This is a genomic window from Serratia sp. JKS000199 (assembly GCF_900215455.1).
Taxonomy (GTDB): Bacteria; Pseudomonadota; Gammaproteobacteria; order Enterobacterales; family Enterobacteriaceae; genus Serratia; species Serratia ureilytica.
This window is the reverse complement of record NZ_LT907843.1, coordinates 2,093,009-2,107,909: the sequence shown is the minus strand read 5'-3', so window position 1 is coordinate 2,107,909 and position 14,901 is coordinate 2,093,009. Positions and strand designations below refer to the sequence as shown.

Genomic DNA, 14,901 nt, shown 5'->3' with positions numbered 1-14,901 from the left:
TGCTATGATTACCGCGATATTATTCACGCGGTCTGTTTGCGGAACAGTTCGCGGAATACCGGATAGATATCGTCCGGTTCGCGGATATGCTGCATGGCGAAGTTGTCGAATTTCGCTTGCAGATCTTCGTATTCGCGCCACAGCGTTTGGTGAGCGCGGCGAGTGATTTCGATGTAGCTGTAGTACCGCACCATTGGCAGGATCTTCTTCGCCAACAGCTCGTGACACAGCGGTGAATCGTCGGCCCAGTTGTCTCCGTCCGACGCCTGCGCGGCGTAGATATTCCATTGCGCCGGATCGTAACGCTCTTCGACCACGTCGTTCATCAGTTTCAATGCGCTGGAGACGATGGTGCCGCCGGTTTCCTGCGAATAGAAGAACTCCTGCTCGTCCACCTCTTTCGCCTGGGTGTGATGGCGAATATAGACCACCTCGACGTTTTTGTAGGTTCGGCTCAGGAACAGATAAAGCAGAATGTAAAAACGTTTGGCCATGTCTTTGGTGGCCTGATCCATCGAACCGGATACGTCCATCAGGCAGAACATCACCGCCTGGCTGGAGGGCTCCGGCCGACGCTCGTAGTTTTTGTAACGCAGATCGAAGGTGTCGATAAACGGCACGCTTTCGATTTTCTTGCGCAGTTCGGCAATCTCTTTGCGCAGCCGCTCTTCTTCCAGCAGTTGCACCGGCTCGGTGTTTTCCAACTGGGTCAGCGCGTCTTCCAGTTCGTGCAACGCGCGCCTTTTACCGGCGGTCATGGCGGTACGCCGCGCCAGCGAGTTTTGCAGCGAACGCACGACGCTGATGTTGGCCGGCACGCCGTTAGCGGTATAGCCGGCGCGGTGGGTTTTGAACTCGGTCAGCTGCTTGTACTGATTCTTTTTCAGGTTGGGCAGGGCGAGATCCTCGAACAAAAGATCGAGGTACTCGTCTTTGGATATCTGGAAGACGAACTCATCCTGGCCTTCACCGTCCTGGCTGGCGTTGCCCTGGCCGCCGCCACCGCCTGCGCCGCCCTGAGGCCGTTCGACGCGATCGTTCTGCACGAAGTGGTCATTGCCCGGGTGAACGCGATGGCGCGTGCCGCCGCGCCCCTGATGAAACATCGGTTCGTTGATATCGTCAGTGGGGATAGAGACTGACTCCCCGCTGTCTACGTCGGTGACCGAACGCTTGTTGATGGCTTCGGCAATCGACTGTTTGATTTGCGACTTGTAACGGCGCAAGAAGCGCTGGCGGTTCACCGTGCTCTTGTTTTTGCCGTTCAGCCGCCGGTCAATGAAATAGGCCATACTTCCCCCAAACGACGTTGCCAACTCTTCATGTCCCGGCCGCGGCAGCGCAATGTGTCAGCCCCTCCGTGGGCTGCGCTGCAACGTCCATGACTATGGACATGGCCCTGATAATGCCGCTTACCTGAGGCGTTATGAGGATTTTCTGACCCGCAGATACCATTCACACAGCAGGCGCACCTGCTTGCGGGTATAGCCTTTCTCCATCATGCGATCGACGAAGTCGTCGTGTTTTTTCTGCTCGTCCGTCGATGTTTTGGCGTTGAACGAAATCACCGGCAACAGTTCTTCGGTATTGGAGAACATCTTTTTCTCAATCACGGTGCGCAGCTTCTCGTAGCTGGTCCAGTTCGGGTTGCGGCCGTTGTTGTTGGCGCGGGCGCGCAGCACGAAGTTCACGATTTCGTTGCGGAAATCTTTCGGGTTGCTGATGCCGGCCGGTTTTTCAATTTTCTCCAGTTCGGCGTTCAGGGACTCGCGGTCGAACAGCTGGCCGGTGTCGGGATCGCGATACTCCTGATCCTGGATCCAGAAGTCGGCATAGGTGACGTAGCGGTCAAAAATGTTCTGTCCGTATTCCGAGTAGGATTCCAGATAGGCGGTCTGGATCTCTTTGCCGATAAACTCGGCGTATTTCGGGATCAGATAGCCTTTCAGGTGCTCCAGGTATTTCTCCGCCAAATCCTGCGGGAACTGTTCGCGCTCGATCTGCTGTTCCAGCACATAGAACAGGTGCACCGGGTTGGCTGCCACCTCGGCGTGATCGAAGTTGAATACCCGCGAGAGGATTTTAAAGGCGAAACGGGTGGAGAGGCCGTTCATGCCTTCGTCAACCCCGGCGTAGTCGCGGTATTCCTGATAGGACTTGGCTTTCGGGTCGGTATCTTTGAGACTTTCACCGTCATACACGCGCATTTTCGAGTAAATGCTCGAGTTTTCCGGCTCTTTCAGCCGCGACAGCACGCTAAAGCGCGCCAGCGTTTCCAGCGTGCCCGGCGCGCAGGGCGCATGGGTCAGCTCACTGTGATCCAGAAGCTTGTCGTAAATTTTGATCTCTTCCGACACGCGCAGGCAGTAAGGCACCTTGACGATATACACGCGGTCGAGGAACGCTTCGTTGTTCTTGTTGTTACGGAAGGTCACCCACTCGGATTCGTTGGAGTGCGCCAGAATAATGCCGCTGAACGGCAGGGCGGAGATGCCTTCGGTGCCGTTGTAGTTGCCTTCCTGGGTTGCGGTCAGCAGCGGATGCAGCACCTTGATCGGCGCTTTGAACATCTCGACGAATTCCATAATCCCCTGGTTGGCGCGGCACAGGGCGCCGGAATAGCCGTAGGCGTCCGGATCGTTCTGCGCGTGGTTCTCCAGTTTACGGATGTCCACTTTACCGACCAGTGCCGAGATGTCCTGGTTGTTCTCATCGCCCGGCTCGGTTTTGGCGATGGCGATCTGTTCCAGAATGGAAGGGCGCACTTTCACGACTTTAAACTTGGTGATATCGCCACCGAACTCATGCAGGCGCTTCGCCGCCCACGGCGACATGATGGTGCCGAGATAGCGACTTGGGATATTGAACTCTTTTTCCAGGATCGTGGCATCTTCCTGCGGATTGAACAGGCACAGCGGATGATCGTTGACCGGGCTGCGTTCGCCGTTGGCGCTGAGGGTGTAGATGGGCACGCGCTGCATCAGCGCTTTCAGACGTTCCGCTAGCGAGGACTTGCCGCCGCCCACCGGGCCCAGCAGGTAAAGGATCTGTTTCTTCTCTTCCAGGCCCTGAGCGGCGTGTTTCAGGTAAGAGACGATCTGTTCGATGGCCTCTTCCATGCCGTAGAACTCTTCGAAGGCCGGATAACGTGCGATCACGCGGTTGGAGAACAGGCGCGACAGGCGTGATTCTAGCGCAGTGTCGACCATCACAGGTTCACCGATAGCCATCAGCAGACGTTCGGCCGCGTTGGCATAGGCACTGCGATCTTGCCGGCAAATGGTAAGAAATTCCTGCAGTGTGAACTCTTCGTCCTTGGCAGCTTCGTAGCGCTGGCGATAGTGGTCAAATATGTTCATGATGCCCGTCCTTTCGTTATTAGCACAGGTTAAAGAGAGCGTGTGATAGTGTTCTGGCTCCCGAAAGATGAGAATACGCCTGAGTACAGCAACCCGTATGCCAACTTGGTGCGCTTATTATCGCGAGTTGCGCTGTATGCCACTGGGCCCAGGATAAATTCACCTTCTGATTTAAGCTTAGTTTGCTTGCCGGAAAATTTCCTGCCGTAGAAAAAGCTTTTTTTAAGTCATATCAATGACTCAGTTATTGCCGGGATAACCAAATGCCTTGTCTGGCGCGGCCTGCGGCATGAATCGTCATCGTTCCGCCATGATTAATTCATAATTCCGCTATAAGTTATTCGATCTTGGTCGTTTTCTATTGTAAAGATTAGGCGCGTAACTAAATTTTCACATAAACTATTGCGGCTATTAACCCTGTAATTTATGGAAAAAGAACCAGTGAAGATTTCAAAACTCAAAACGCTAGCAATTATCGCTTCCGCAATGGTTTGTGCGCAAAGTGCCCAGGCGGGAACCTGGTCACTGGGTGCTGCCGCGCTGGTTAGCCCGGACCCGTATCGCGGTTATCAGGATCGCGTTTATCCGGTGCCCGTCATCGACTATGAAGGTGACGACTTCTACTTCCGTACTCTGACCGCCGGTTACTACCTGTGGAAAGATCAAGAAAATCAGCTGAGCATCATGGGGTATTACACGCCATGGGGCTACCGTCCGGGCGACAGCGACGACGATCGCATGAAGCGTCTCGACAAGCGTCGCGGCACGCTGATGGCCGGCCTGGCCTATTCACACAACGCAGAGTGGGGCACCATTCGCACCACCTTCACCGGCGACACGCTGAACTACAGCAACGGGCTGGTGGGCGATGTGGCCTATCTGTACAAGTTTGATCTGGACGCGTTGACGCTGGTTCCGGGCGTAGGCGTGATGTGGAACAGCAAAAACCAGAACAAATATTACTATGGCATCAGCGCCAATGAATCGCGCCGCAGCGGTCTGGACAGCTACACCCCGAGCGATAGCTGGGCGCCGTATCTCGAGCTGAGCGCCAATTACCAGATCAACAAGAGCTGGAACGCCTTCTTCCTCGGCCGCTATGTGAAGTTGTCGGATGAAGTGAAAGACAGCCCGATGGTGGATAAATCTTACACCGGTTTGCTGATGACGGGTGTGAGCTACACCTTCTAATCGCGCATTGCACGATAAGCGTGCATGGCGTGCATCAAAAAGGGGCGCAAGCGCCCCTTTTGCACATCCGTAGTGCGCTGGCGCGCACGGGGTTTCAGGCCTTTTTACGGCTGCGGAAGGTCACACCCAAACGGGCGGGTTGTTCGCCGGCGGCGACCAGCGGTTTGCTGACGCGCCCGGTCTCAACGCAGACCATGGTCTTGTAACCGTCGTTCGGCATGTCTCCCATGCTGCAGGACAGCTCTACGCCGGGGTTCCAGGCGATAACGTCGCTCATATGATGGTGATGAACCTCGATGGTGCGTGCGAGCGCCGGATCGCGGATCAGGCTGAAGGCCTCCGGACGGGTATAGACGCGGTCAGTTTGGCCGACGAAGGTCACTTCGCCCGTCTGACGCGCTTCGACGCCGCCCGCCACCTTATCAATATAAGGTTCGCCCAGGCCCGCCACGCTGACCCGATCGATATCGCCAACCTGGAAGTAGCTGTGCAGCGCCGCCGTGGCTTGATAATCGCCGTGCGATTCCAGTTCGATCTCGCACTCTTCACCCAGCTTGAAGCGAGCAATCAGCGTGAAGTCGTGCGGCCACAGCTTGCGGGTCTGCTCATTGTCTTTCAGCGTAAAGGTCAGGATGACGCCGTTGTCATCTTCATCGTGCGCCGTCAGGCTCCAGGGCTGGTTGCGGGCGAACCCGTGGGAGGGTTGCGCCACCGGGCCGAACCACGGCCAGCAGATCGGCACGCCGCCGCGGATGGCCTTGCCTTTGGCGAAAGGCGTGTTGTTGCTGAGCCAAATCACCGGCTGCTCACCGCTGGGCTGCCAGGCCAGCAAATGGGCGCCCTGCAGCGCGACCGCCGCGCGCACTTTCGGGTGCGACACGACCACCACGCCCAGCTCATCGAGTTGGCGCTGGCTGATATAAGGAGAAATCTGTTCGGAAACGGGCAGGGTGAAAATTTTCTCGTTCATTTCATAACCTATTGTTTGCCGGAAATAGAAATGGACCCTATTAGCTTTCGGGTCACAACCAGGCCCTCAGGCGCATGCTTAGACAGTGACTGAGGTGAGTGTGTGCAGCGAACAACGCTGTGACTCGAAAGATGACGGGTAAAAAAAGGGCGACAAAAAAATGTCGCCCTCATTATCAGCTTAACATCATGCCATTACTTGGAGATGTGAGCGATCAGATCCAGAACCTTGTTGGAGTAGCCGGTTTCGTTGTCGTACCAGGAAACCAGTTTCACGAAGTTGTCGTTCAGTGCGATACCGGCTTTGGCATCGAACACGGAAGTCAGCACTTCGCCGTTGAAGTCGGTGGAAACCACGTCGTCTTCAACATAGCCCAGAACGCCTTTCATAGAGCCTTCAGCGGCGTCTTTGATGGCTTTCTTGATTTCTTCGTAGGTAGCCGCTTTTTCCAGACGCACGGTCAGGTCAACAACGGACACGTTAGGGGTCGGTACGCGGAACGCCATGCCGGTCAGTTTGCCTTTCAGCTCTGGCAGAACCACGCCAACCGCTTTCGCTGCGCCGGTAGAAGAAGGGATGATGTTCTGGGATGCGCCGCGGCCGCCGCGCCAGTCTTTGTGAGACGGGCCATCAACGGTTTTCTGAGTCGCGGTGGTGGCGTGAACGGTGGTCATCAGGCCTTCAACGATACCGAAGTTGTCGTTGATGACTTTAGCCAGCGGCGCCAGGCAGTTGGTGGTGCAAGAGGCGTTGGACACGATGTCCTGGCCGGCATATTTGTCAAAGTTGGCGCCGCGAACGAACATTGGGGTCGCATCTTTGGATGGGCCAGTCAGAACCACTTTTTTAGCGCCGGCGGTGATGTGTTTACGTGCGGTTTCGTCGGTCAGGAAGATACCGGTCGCTTCAGCAACCACATCAACGCCCACTTCGTTCCACTTCAGGTTAGCCGGGTCTTTCTCTGCGGTAACACGGATGGTTTTGCCGTTAACAACCAGGTGGCCGTCTTTAACTTCTACCGTACCGTTGAAACGGCCGTGAGTAGAGTCATACTTCAGCATGTAAGCCATGTACTCTGCGTCCAACAGGTCGTTGATTGCAACGATCTCGATGTCAGAACGCTCTTGAGCAGCACGGAAAACAATGCGACCGATACGGCCAAAACCGTTGATACCTACTTTGATAGTCATATATTCCACCAGCTATTTGTTAGTGAATAAAAGGTTGGTTGTAAAATTACAAAAACCTTACCCAGCGTCAAGCGGAATCGTGTCAATACTTGCGGCAAGTCAAACCGGAAGGGTGGTTTTGCACGCTTATTGCACAGTCCATTTGCGCTCGGCCTCATCCGTTATATGGGGACAAGCCGCCAAGTATAAAGTCAGCATACGCAAGATGTGTGATCGCTATCACATATCATCGTGACGTGGCCTTTATGGGCTACAGTTTAGGCCAAAAACCCCTGCAGCGGTGTTAATTTTTTGTTATTATTAATCATTGTTTTCGTTGACATTATCCACATTCAGAGATAAGCACAAATGGCTAAAGAGACAACCCCCGCTCATCCGGTCACGGAACTGAATGAAATCCAACGTTATGTCACGCAACAGCGTGGCACCGAAGCGCCGTTTAGCGGCAAATTGCTGCATAACAAGCGTGAGGGCGTGTACCATTGTCTGTGCTGTAACCAGCCGCTGTTCTATTCCGAAACCAAATACGATTCCGGCTGCGGCTGGCCCAGCTTTTACGAGCCGGTTTCCGCCGATGCAATCCGTTATCTTGATGATAATTCACATAATATGCATCGTGTTGAAATCCGCTGTGGCCACTGCGACGCGCACCTGGGGCATGTATTCCCCGATGGCCCGCAGCCGACCGGTGACCGTTACTGCGTCAATTCCGCCTCGCTGAGTTTCACCGATGGCGAAAATGGCGATCAAACGGCCGGTTAAGCGGTAATTTAACCAACAAAATCGATTCAGCTAATTATTCTTCCGTAAGCGAGAAGGGCCCTGATGGACGTGAAAGATCTGATTGCGGCGATGACGCCCGAGATATACCAACGCCTGGTGCAGGCGGTTGAACTGGGCAAATGGCCGGACGGCGTGGCGCTGACGCCGGAGCAAAAGGAAAACAGCCTGCAGGCGGTGATGCTGTGGCAGTCGATGAACAACGTCGATCCGCAGCATATGAGCATCGGCACCGACGGGCAGATCGTGATGAAGAGCAAACAAGAGCTGAAGCAGCAGTTCGTTGCCGAGCCGCTGGTGAAACTCAAGCCGCAGTAAGGCTCCACCCCTAAAGCGGGGCGATGTCGCCATCGCCCCGTCGATTCAACGTTTCTCGCCCTTTATGCCCAGCGATTCCGCCAGCTGCTGCGCCAGCCGGTTGTTGTCGTCTGCGCCGTATTCCCAGAACATCGCACCGCCCAATCCCTGGCTTTTAATATAATCGGCCTTGATGGCCACCGAACGCGGGTTCTCGTACGAAATGGCGAACAGCGGCTTGCCTTCGGCGGATTGCAGCGTCAGGTATGGCACTTTGGCGTCGTCATCCCAGTGCTCGCGGAAACGCTGCTGCGGATCGTTGAGCAATTTGTTGACGATATCGCGGTATTTAAAATAAGTGTCTTTGCTGAGATCCAATCCCAGCGTGCGGAACAGGGCGATTTCTCGCGCGCTGAAGTAAGGCTGCGTCACCGGATGGTTGGCGGCATCCGGTTTGTCCCAGTCGATGCCCGCCTCGGTCGCCCGTTTCGGTACCCGGCCGTAGAAACCGATACCCAGGTTCATCTGCGCCGGTTTCAGACCGGCGGCCAGATAATGCTTTACCACGTTATCGGCGCTGTAGCGATCGGCGGCGGCTACGGTTGGCCAACGCGTTGAATCGTACAGGTTGGCATTGAAGTACTGCGTGCCGTAAGCCATGTCGTAGGTCATCAGATTGATGTAATTGAGGTAGGGCGCAATATTTTTTACATCGACCCATTCACGTGGGCTTTTGACGTTGGCGCCAACGGCGATGGTCAACAGTTTGCCTTTACCCAGCGTCTGATGAAGCTCTTTCAGCAGCAGGGTGAAGTTGTCGCGGTCTGCCGGTTGGCTTTCCACCAAACCCCATGCGCCGTTTACCGGGTATTCCCAGTCCAGATCGATCCCATCCAGCCGGTACTGTTCGATCACCTGCAACGCGGAGCGAATGAAAATCGCCCGGTTTTCCGCGGTGGCGGCGGCGCCGGAGAAACCGCGTGCGCCCCAGCCTCCGACCGACAACAGCACTTTCAGCTCGGGGTTCTGTTTGCGCAGCACCGGCAGACGTTGCAGATCGGCCGTGACTTTCGGTGACAGGTAGATCTGGTGGCGGCGAGCAGGGTCTTTCAGCGCCGCATTGGTTTCGTCTTTCTCGTCGTTGTAGATCAGGCCAAACGAATAGTTGAGGTGGGTGATTTGCGTCACGTCCAGCTTGTCGATGTCACCACCGGGGCCGGCGGTGACGTCGCCGCCGCCGTTGAAGTAGCCGACGGAGAGATAGGCCGCCTGAGCCGCGCCGGTACCGGCGATAGCCAACTGCACCGCTGCCAGCAAAGGCAGCAGTTTTCGGGTTATTTTCATGTTTGTCTCCTTGGGATCGGCAAGGCCGACCGTACCGCCAGTAGCGGTCACAATAAAGCCGGGCTCAGCGGGCCCCGGATGCGTATAACCGATTGACGCCAAAAGCGTCGCTGCCATAACAGCAAAAGCGCCTGCCGGTCACAAGCGGCTGGAGGAGAAGAAGAACAGCATTGTGAGCGGCGTCGATATTTTCGCCGCCGCCCAGAGAGGGCGCCGATAGCGCCCGGCAGGATTTAATTGGCGAGAAATTGTGACAGGGTAACCAGTTGAGCGCCGGCGCGCGCCATCTCCTGCAGCGCCCGCTCACTGTCGTCCGGCTGCAGATTCACGCCGCGGCAGCCGTCGACGATCACCTGCGTCGGATAGCCGGCAGCCAGCGCATCCAGCACGCTGAACTTCACGCAGTAGTCGGTCGCCAGGCCCATGACAGCCAACCGCCGGACGCCCTGCGATTGCAGCCAGCCGTGGAGTTCGGTTTGCGCACGGTGGCCGTTATCGAAGAACGCGCTGTAGCTGTCGATGTTCGTATCTTGCCCTTTGCGAAAGACGGCATTGATGTGTTGCCGCTGTAACTGGGGATGAAAATCGGCGCCGAGGCTCCCTTGTACGCAGTGCACCGGCCACCATACCTGCGGCAGGCCTTCCAGCTCACCGAGGGTGCCGACCTGCGCATCGGAGTTCACCGCAAAGCTGCGGTGATTGGCGGGATGCCAGTCCTGGCTGGCCACCACCGGTTCGCCGCGCGCCAGGCAGGCGGCGATCGCCTGATTGGCGACCGGGATGACGGCGTCGCCCTCCGCGACCGCCAGCGCGCCGCCGGGGCAGAAGTCGTTTTGCAGATCGATCAACAACAGGGCCGTTTTCATCGCCGCTCCAGAGTTCAGTCGATTAACCGTTGATGCTCAGCTCGCCGCGCAGATCTTGCTGCATCAGGGCGCGGATTTGTTCCGGCGTCAGCGGCTGGCTCAACAGATAGTGCAGCTTGGTCAGAGCGGCTTCCACCGTCATGTCGAAACCGCTTATCACCCCGGCGTGCGCCAGCGCGTTGCCGGTGGCGTAGCCTTCCATATTGACGCGCCCGGAGATGCACTGCGTCAGGTTGACCACTACGATGCCGCGTTCGGAAGCCGCGCGCAACTCGTCGATCAGCTCGGCCTTCTGCGGCGCGTTGCCGACGCCGTAGGAGCGTAAGATCAGCGCCTTGACCGGCTGCAGCAGGAAGTTGCGCACCACCGCGCCGGAAATGCCCGGATAGATGGTGACGACGCCGATCGGTTGCGGCGTGATGTCATGTACCTGCAGCGCGCCGTTGCAAACCGGGCTGTCGATGCCGTGCTGGCGACGAATGTGGATACCGGCTTCCAGCAGCGGCGGCAGATTCGGGGAGGCGAAGGCGTCGAAGCCGTCGGCGTGCGCTTTGGTGGTGCGGTTGCCGCGGAACAGCTTGTTGTTGAAGAACAGGCTGACTTCGTTCACCGGATGGTTGGCCGCCAGATACAGTGCATTCAGCAGATTGGTTTGGCCATCGGAGCGCAGCTCCGCCAGCGGAATCTGCGAGCCGGTGACGATCACCGGTTTGGCCAGGTTCTCCAGCATGAAGGAGAGCGCCGAGGCGGTGAACGCCATGGTATCGGTGCCGTGCAGGATCACGAAGCCGTCGTAGCGATCGTAGTTCTGTTTGATGTCGTCGGCGATGTGCTGCCAGTCTTCCGGCGTCATGTCCGAGGAATCGATGAGCGGCGCGTATTCATGAATGGTGAAATCCGGCATCTCCGGCCGATGGAATTCCGGCATCAGCGCCAGCTGACGCTGCAGGTGGCCGGAAACCGGAATATAGCCGTGCTCGGAACGCTGCATGCCGATGGTGCCGCCGGTGTAGGCGACGTAAATGGATTTCTTTTGCATGGTTATGATTTTAACAAAGATAAGATGGGCTGAATTATAGGGACATGGCGGCAGAAAAAAAGCCCGGCGGAGGCCGGGCTGCAGAATTATTTGTTAGCGGACTTCTCCGCAGGTCAGACAGATCGCGTAGCGGTTCTGCGGATCGTTCAAGTTATTGAACAAACCCGGCTGCTCTTTCACCGCATTGGCGACCGAGGCCAGCGGGGCAGGCAGCATGGCCTGAATCGCCGCCGGCAGCATGGCGTGAATGGAAACGCCGAACTGGCTGAGCACCATATCGCTCAGGCTCGGGGTGTCGACGAACCAGTCGAGCTGCCACTGTTGCAGTTTCGCCAGCTCAGCGGCTTTCTTCACCGCGTCGTCGAAATCGCCCAACTGATCGACCAGGCCGTTGGCCTTGGCGTCGCTGCCGAGCCACACGTGGCCCTGCGCGATTTGGTCAACCTGCTGCGGGGTCATCTTGCGTGATTTGGCGACCAGATCGAGGAAGTTCTTATACCCGTTTTCGATATTCAGCTGCATCATCTGCGAGAACTCCTGCGGCAACGCCTTGGTGACCGCGATATCGGCCAGCGGGGATGTCGCTACGCCGTCGGTGTGCACGCCCAGCGTATCCAGGGTTTTCTCGTAGGTATTGATGATGCCAAAAATACCGATGGAGCCGGTCAGCGTGCTCGGGCTGGCGATGATGTAGTCGGCCGGCGTCGAGACCCAGTAACCGCCCGACGCGGCCATGCCGCCCATCGACACCACCACCGGTTTGCCGGCGGCGCGCACGGCGGCCAGCTCGGAGCGGATCACTTCGGACGCGCTGACGCTGCCGCCAGGGCTATTGACGCGGAACACCACGGCTTTGACGGCCGGATCCAGACGGGCCTGACGCAGCTCGGCGGCGGTGGTGTCGCCCCCGACGTTGCCCGGCGTCTGCGGGCCGTCCATGATGGCGCCGTTGGCGAACACCACGGCGATCTTGCCACCCTGGTTGGCGTCCGGCTTCGGCTGGTAGTCGTAGATGCTGATGGCGTTAAAATCGTTCGCCTGTTTGTCCCAGCCGAAGGTTTTGACCAGCTGATTTTCGATCGCGGTGCGCGACGCCAGCTCGTCCACCAGCTTATTGTCCAGCGCATAGCGGGCGGTGTCGCCGCCTGCCGCCTGCAGGCCGCTCAGCACGCCGGCGGCGCCGGGGAACAGCTGCTGCGGCGTCAGCTGCCGGTTGGCCGCCACGGTTTCCAGATAGTTCTGCCACAGGCCGCCAATCCAGCGGCTGTCCGCTTCGCGCGCCGCCGGGGACATGTCGTCGCGGATCAGCGGTTCGACCGCCGATTTATAGGTGCCGACGCGGAAGATATTGGTGGTGACCTTGAGCATGTCCAGCAACGACTTGTAATACAGGTTGTTGGTGGCGAAACCGTGCAGATCGACCGCGCCCTGCGGCGAGAGGTAGACCTTGTTGGCGTAGCTGGCCAGGTAGTATTGCGTTTGATTGTAACTGTCGCCGATGGCGAAGATCGGTTTGCCGCTGTCGCGGAACTCGCGCAGCGCTTTGCCGATATAGCGCAGCGAGGGCTGATCGGCGCCGGCGAAGTCATTTAGCTGCAACACCATGCCGGTAATGTTTTTGTCGTCTTTGGCCTTGCGGATGCTGTCCACCACGTCGAACAGCGAATTCTCCTGCAGGCGGCTGCTGGAGGCGCCCAACAGTTCACGCCCCCATTGCCGCACTCGGTTGTTTACCGAAGGCTGATCGACCACCACACCGCTTAAATCGACCAACAGCGCGCCGCGCGCCGGGGCCGTCGAGGTGGAGGAACTTTGGAAGGACAGATAGATGCCGACCCCAACCAGGATCAGCAGGACCAGGAACAGGTTAAGGATCAGTTCCCTGATAAAATTCAGCAGACGCCATGTCCACCGGAAAATGCCGGCAATAATTTGCCACAATGTGCGCATGTGCTCTCCAACAAGAGTCGAGAATGTTCCGCTATCCTAATGAGCGGCCGGGTAAATGTCAGCTTTAAATCGTGGCACACAGACGCTATCGCCGAGGCTGTAACTCGCCGTTTAGCTATGTTAACGTGGCCGGAATGAAAATTGTTATCAGGAGTTTACGATGGATGCTCTGGATCTTTTATTGAATCGTCGCTCGGCTTCGCGCCTGGCGGAACCGGCGCCGGCGGGGGAAGTGCGCCAAAACATCATCAACGCGGGCCTGCGTGCGCCCGATCACGGCGCGCTGCAGCCGTGGCGTTTCGTGATGATCGAGAATCAGGGCCTGGAGCGTTTCAGTCAGCTGCTGCAGGCGGTGGCGAAGCAGGATCAGTTGGATGAAGCGGCGATCGAAAAAGCCACCAAGGCGCCGTTCCGCGCACCGCTGATCATCACCGTCATCGCGCATTGCACTGAAGAGACCAAGGTGCCGCGCTGGGAGCAGGTGGTTTCCGCCGGTTGCGCCGTGCAGGCGATGCAGATGGCGGCGCTGGCGCAGGGTTTTAACGGCATCTGGCGCACCGGCGCCTGGACCGAGCATGCGCTGGTGCGTGAAGCCTTCGGTTGCCGCGAGCAGGACGAGATCGTCGGTTTCCTCTATCTGGGCACGCCGCAGCTGAAGGCCGCCACTAAAGTGACGCCGCCGGACAGCACGCCTTTCGTCAGCTATTTCTAAGTATTATCCGACGGGGCGCGGCGAAAATGCGCCAAACCCCGCAAAATTGCATGGTTTCTGAGCAGGCCGTTCGCTTATCGGCGGCCCGCTCTTATCAATCCCCTCGGCAAGCGCTACCCTATGTTATCTTGAGTGCCGTTATCGAAGGGAGTGGACTATGACATCGCCAGCGATCCGTTTAACCCAGTACAGCCATGGCGCTGGCTGCGGCTGCAAAATCTCACCGAAAGTTCTCGAAACCATCCTGCACAGCGAGCGGGAGAAATTTGTCGATCCGCGTCTGTTGGTCGGCAATGAAACCCGCGACGACGCGGCGGTATATGACATCGGCAACGGCGTCGGCATTATCAGCACCACCGACTTCTTCATGCCGATCGTCGACGATCCGTTCGATTTCGGCCGCATCGCCGCCGCCAACGCCATCAGCGATGTGTACGCCATGGGCGGCAAACCGATCATGGCGATCGCCATTCTCGGCTGGCCGATCGCCAAACTGCCGCCGGAGGTGGCGCAACAGGTGATCGACGGTGGGCGTTTCGCCTGCCAGCAGGCGGGGATCGCGCTGGCCGGCGGCCACTCCATCGATGCGCCTGAACCTATCTTCGGCCTGGCGGTCACCGGCGTGGTCAATACCGAGCGGGTGAAGAAGAACAGCGCCGCGCGGGCCGGGGCTAAACTCTATCTGACCAAGCCGCTGGGCATCGGCGTGCTGACGACCGCCGAGAAGCAAAGCAAGCTGCGCCCCGAGCATCAGGGCCTGGCGACGGACGTGATGTGCCGCCTGAACAAGCCGGGCGCCGACTTTGCCGAGGTGGCGGGCGTCACGGCGATGACCGACATCACCGGTTTTGGCCTGCTGGGCCACCTGAGCGAGGTATGTCAGGGCTCCGGCCTGCAGGCGACGGTCTGGTTCGATCGGGTGCCGAAGCTGCCGGACGTCGAGGCGTATATCGCCGAGGGCTGCGTGCCGGGCGGTACCGGGCGCAACTTCGACAGCTATGGCCATCTGGTGGGCGAGATGAGCGATCTGCAGCGCCAGTTGCTGTGCGATCCTCAGACCTCCGGCGGTTTGCTGTTGGCGGTATTGCCGGAGGCGGAAGCGCAGGTGCTGGCGATTGCCGAACAGCATGGCATTACGCTCAACGCCATTGGCGAGCTGCATGTGGCATCGGCCGATAAGCCGCTGATCGAGGTCGTGTAGTG

At 57.9% G+C, this 14,901-nt stretch carries 13 protein-coding genes; 5 read left to right on the top strand and 8 right to left on the bottom strand.

The genetic code is table 11. From position 1 onward, the window contains the following. Positions 1-23: 23 nt before the first annotated feature. Both CPH57_RS10100 and yeaG read right to left on the bottom strand, forming a co-directional pair. Positions 24-1,292 (bottom strand): YeaH/YhbH family protein, encoded by a 1,269-nt coding sequence (locus CPH57_RS10100; RefSeq protein WP_033643318.1) that lies wholly within the window; start codon positions 1,290-1,292, stop codon positions 24-26. A gap of 132 nt (positions 1,293-1,424) precedes the next feature. Further along, entirely contained in the window at positions 1,425-3,359 is a 1,935-nt protein-coding gene (yeaG, locus tag CPH57_RS10095; RefSeq protein WP_016927472.1) for a protein kinase YeaG, read from the bottom strand. A gap of 426 nt (positions 3,360-3,785) precedes the next feature. Between yeaG and CPH57_RS10090 the strand changes: the two genes are divergently transcribed. Further along, positions 3,786-4,550 (top strand): MipA/OmpV family protein, encoded by a 765-nt coding sequence (locus CPH57_RS10090; protein ID WP_069100696.1) that lies wholly within the window; start codon positions 3,786-3,788, stop codon positions 4,548-4,550. A gap of 94 nt (positions 4,551-4,644) precedes the next feature. Here CPH57_RS10090 and CPH57_RS10085 read toward each other — a convergent pair whose 3' ends face one another. After that, positions 4,645-5,520, bottom strand: coding sequence for a D-hexose-6-phosphate mutarotase (locus CPH57_RS10085; RefSeq protein ID WP_096242314.1), 876 nt, complete (start codon positions 5,518-5,520; stop codon positions 4,645-4,647). Positions 5,521-5,714: 194 nt separating this feature from the next. Next, positions 5,715-6,710, bottom strand: a complete 996-nt coding sequence (gene gapA / locus CPH57_RS10080; protein WP_004932222.1) for a glyceraldehyde-3-phosphate dehydrogenase — start codon at positions 6,708-6,710, stop codon at positions 5,715-5,717. A gap of 348 nt (positions 6,711-7,058) precedes the next feature. On the opposite strand from gapA, the gene msrB reads away from it, so the two are divergent. Further along, the gene (gene msrB / locus CPH57_RS10070; protein WP_033643315.1) at positions 7,059-7,472 is read left to right on the top strand and encodes a peptide-methionine (R)-S-oxide reductase MsrB; all 414 of its coding nucleotides are present in this window, start codon (positions 7,059-7,061) and stop codon (positions 7,470-7,472) included. A 63-nt stretch (positions 7,473-7,535) separates the two neighbouring features. Next, a complete protein-coding gene (locus CPH57_RS10065) occupies positions 7,536-7,808 on the top strand; it encodes a YeaC family protein (protein ID WP_004932218.1) in 273 nt (90 codons plus the stop codon). A gap of 45 nt (positions 7,809-7,853) precedes the next feature. Here CPH57_RS10065 and CPH57_RS10060 read toward each other — a convergent pair whose 3' ends face one another. The 4 genes from CPH57_RS10060 to sppA all read right to left on the bottom strand — a co-directional run bounded on the left by CPH57_RS10060 (position 7,854) and on the right by sppA (position 12,986). Further along, a complete protein-coding gene (locus CPH57_RS10060; RefSeq protein ID WP_033643314.1) occupies positions 7,854-9,131 on the bottom strand; it encodes a glycoside hydrolase family 18 protein in 1,278 nt (425 codons plus the stop codon). Between the two features lie 233 nt (positions 9,132-9,364). Beyond that, positions 9,365-9,997, bottom strand: a complete 633-nt coding sequence (gene pncA, locus CPH57_RS10055; RefSeq protein WP_046687230.1) for a bifunctional nicotinamidase/pyrazinamidase — start codon at positions 9,995-9,997, stop codon at positions 9,365-9,367. 22 nt (positions 9,998-10,019) lie between these two features. Then, on the bottom strand, positions 10,020-11,036 hold the full coding sequence (gene ansA / locus CPH57_RS10050) for an asparaginase (RefSeq protein ID WP_033643312.1): 1,017 nt from the start codon (positions 11,034-11,036) through the stop codon (positions 10,020-10,022). Between the two features lie 93 nt (positions 11,037-11,129). Then, the gene (sppA, locus tag CPH57_RS10045; protein WP_033643311.1) at positions 11,130-12,986 is read right to left on the bottom strand and encodes a signal peptide peptidase SppA; all 1,857 of its coding nucleotides are present in this window, start codon (positions 12,984-12,986) and stop codon (positions 11,130-11,132) included. Positions 12,987-13,146: 160 nt separating this feature from the next. Between sppA and CPH57_RS10040 the strand changes: the two genes are divergently transcribed. After that, a complete protein-coding gene (locus CPH57_RS10040) occupies positions 13,147-13,698 on the top strand; it encodes an NAD(P)H nitroreductase (RefSeq protein WP_046687229.1) in 552 nt (183 codons plus the stop codon). A gap of 157 nt (positions 13,699-13,855) precedes the next feature. After that, a complete protein-coding gene (selD, locus tag CPH57_RS10035) occupies positions 13,856-14,899 on the top strand; it encodes a selenide, water dikinase SelD (RefSeq protein ID WP_042784711.1) in 1,044 nt (347 codons plus the stop codon). Positions 14,900-14,901 lie beyond the last annotated feature (2 nt).

Bases quoted from the DNA above. Each gene is read 5' to 3' on its own strand.
- CPH57_RS10065 (WP_004932218.1), top strand. From the start codon at position 7,536: ATGGACGTGAAAGATCTGATTGCGGCGATGACGCCCGAGATATACCAA.
- pncA (WP_046687230.1), bottom strand. From the start codon at position 9,997: ATGAAAACGGCCCTGTTGTTGATCGATCTGCAAAACGACTTCTGCCCC.
- msrB (WP_033643315.1), top strand. From the start codon at position 7,059: ATGGCTAAAGAGACAACCCCCGCTCATCCGGTCACGGAACTGAATGAA.
- sppA (WP_033643311.1), bottom strand. From the start codon at position 12,986: ATGCGCACATTGTGGCAAATTATTGCCGGCATTTTCCGGTGGACATGG.
- CPH57_RS10100 (WP_033643318.1), bottom strand. From the start codon at position 1,292: ATGGCCTATTTCATTGACCGGCGGCTGAACGGCAAAAACAAGAGCACG.
- CPH57_RS10090 (WP_069100696.1), top strand. From the start codon at position 3,786: ATGGAAAAAGAACCAGTGAAGATTTCAAAACTCAAAACGCTAGCAATT.
- gapA (WP_004932222.1), bottom strand. From the start codon at position 6,710: ATGACTATCAAAGTAGGTATCAACGGTTTTGGCCGTATCGGTCGCATT.
- yeaG (WP_016927472.1), bottom strand. From the start codon at position 3,359: ATGAACATATTTGACCACTATCGCCAGCGCTACGAAGCTGCCAAGGAC.
- selD (WP_042784711.1), top strand. From the start codon at position 13,856: ATGACATCGCCAGCGATCCGTTTAACCCAGTACAGCCATGGCGCTGGC.
- CPH57_RS10040 (WP_046687229.1), top strand. From the start codon at position 13,147: ATGGATGCTCTGGATCTTTTATTGAATCGTCGCTCGGCTTCGCGCCTG.
- CPH57_RS10060 (WP_033643314.1), bottom strand. From the start codon at position 9,131: ATGAAAATAACCCGAAAACTGCTGCCTTTGCTGGCAGCGGTGCAGTTG.
- CPH57_RS10085 (WP_096242314.1), bottom strand. From the start codon at position 5,520: ATGAACGAGAAAATTTTCACCCTGCCCGTTTCCGAACAGATTTCTCCT.
- ansA (WP_033643312.1), bottom strand. From the start codon at position 11,036: ATGCAAAAGAAATCCATTTACGTCGCCTACACCGGCGGCACCATCGGC.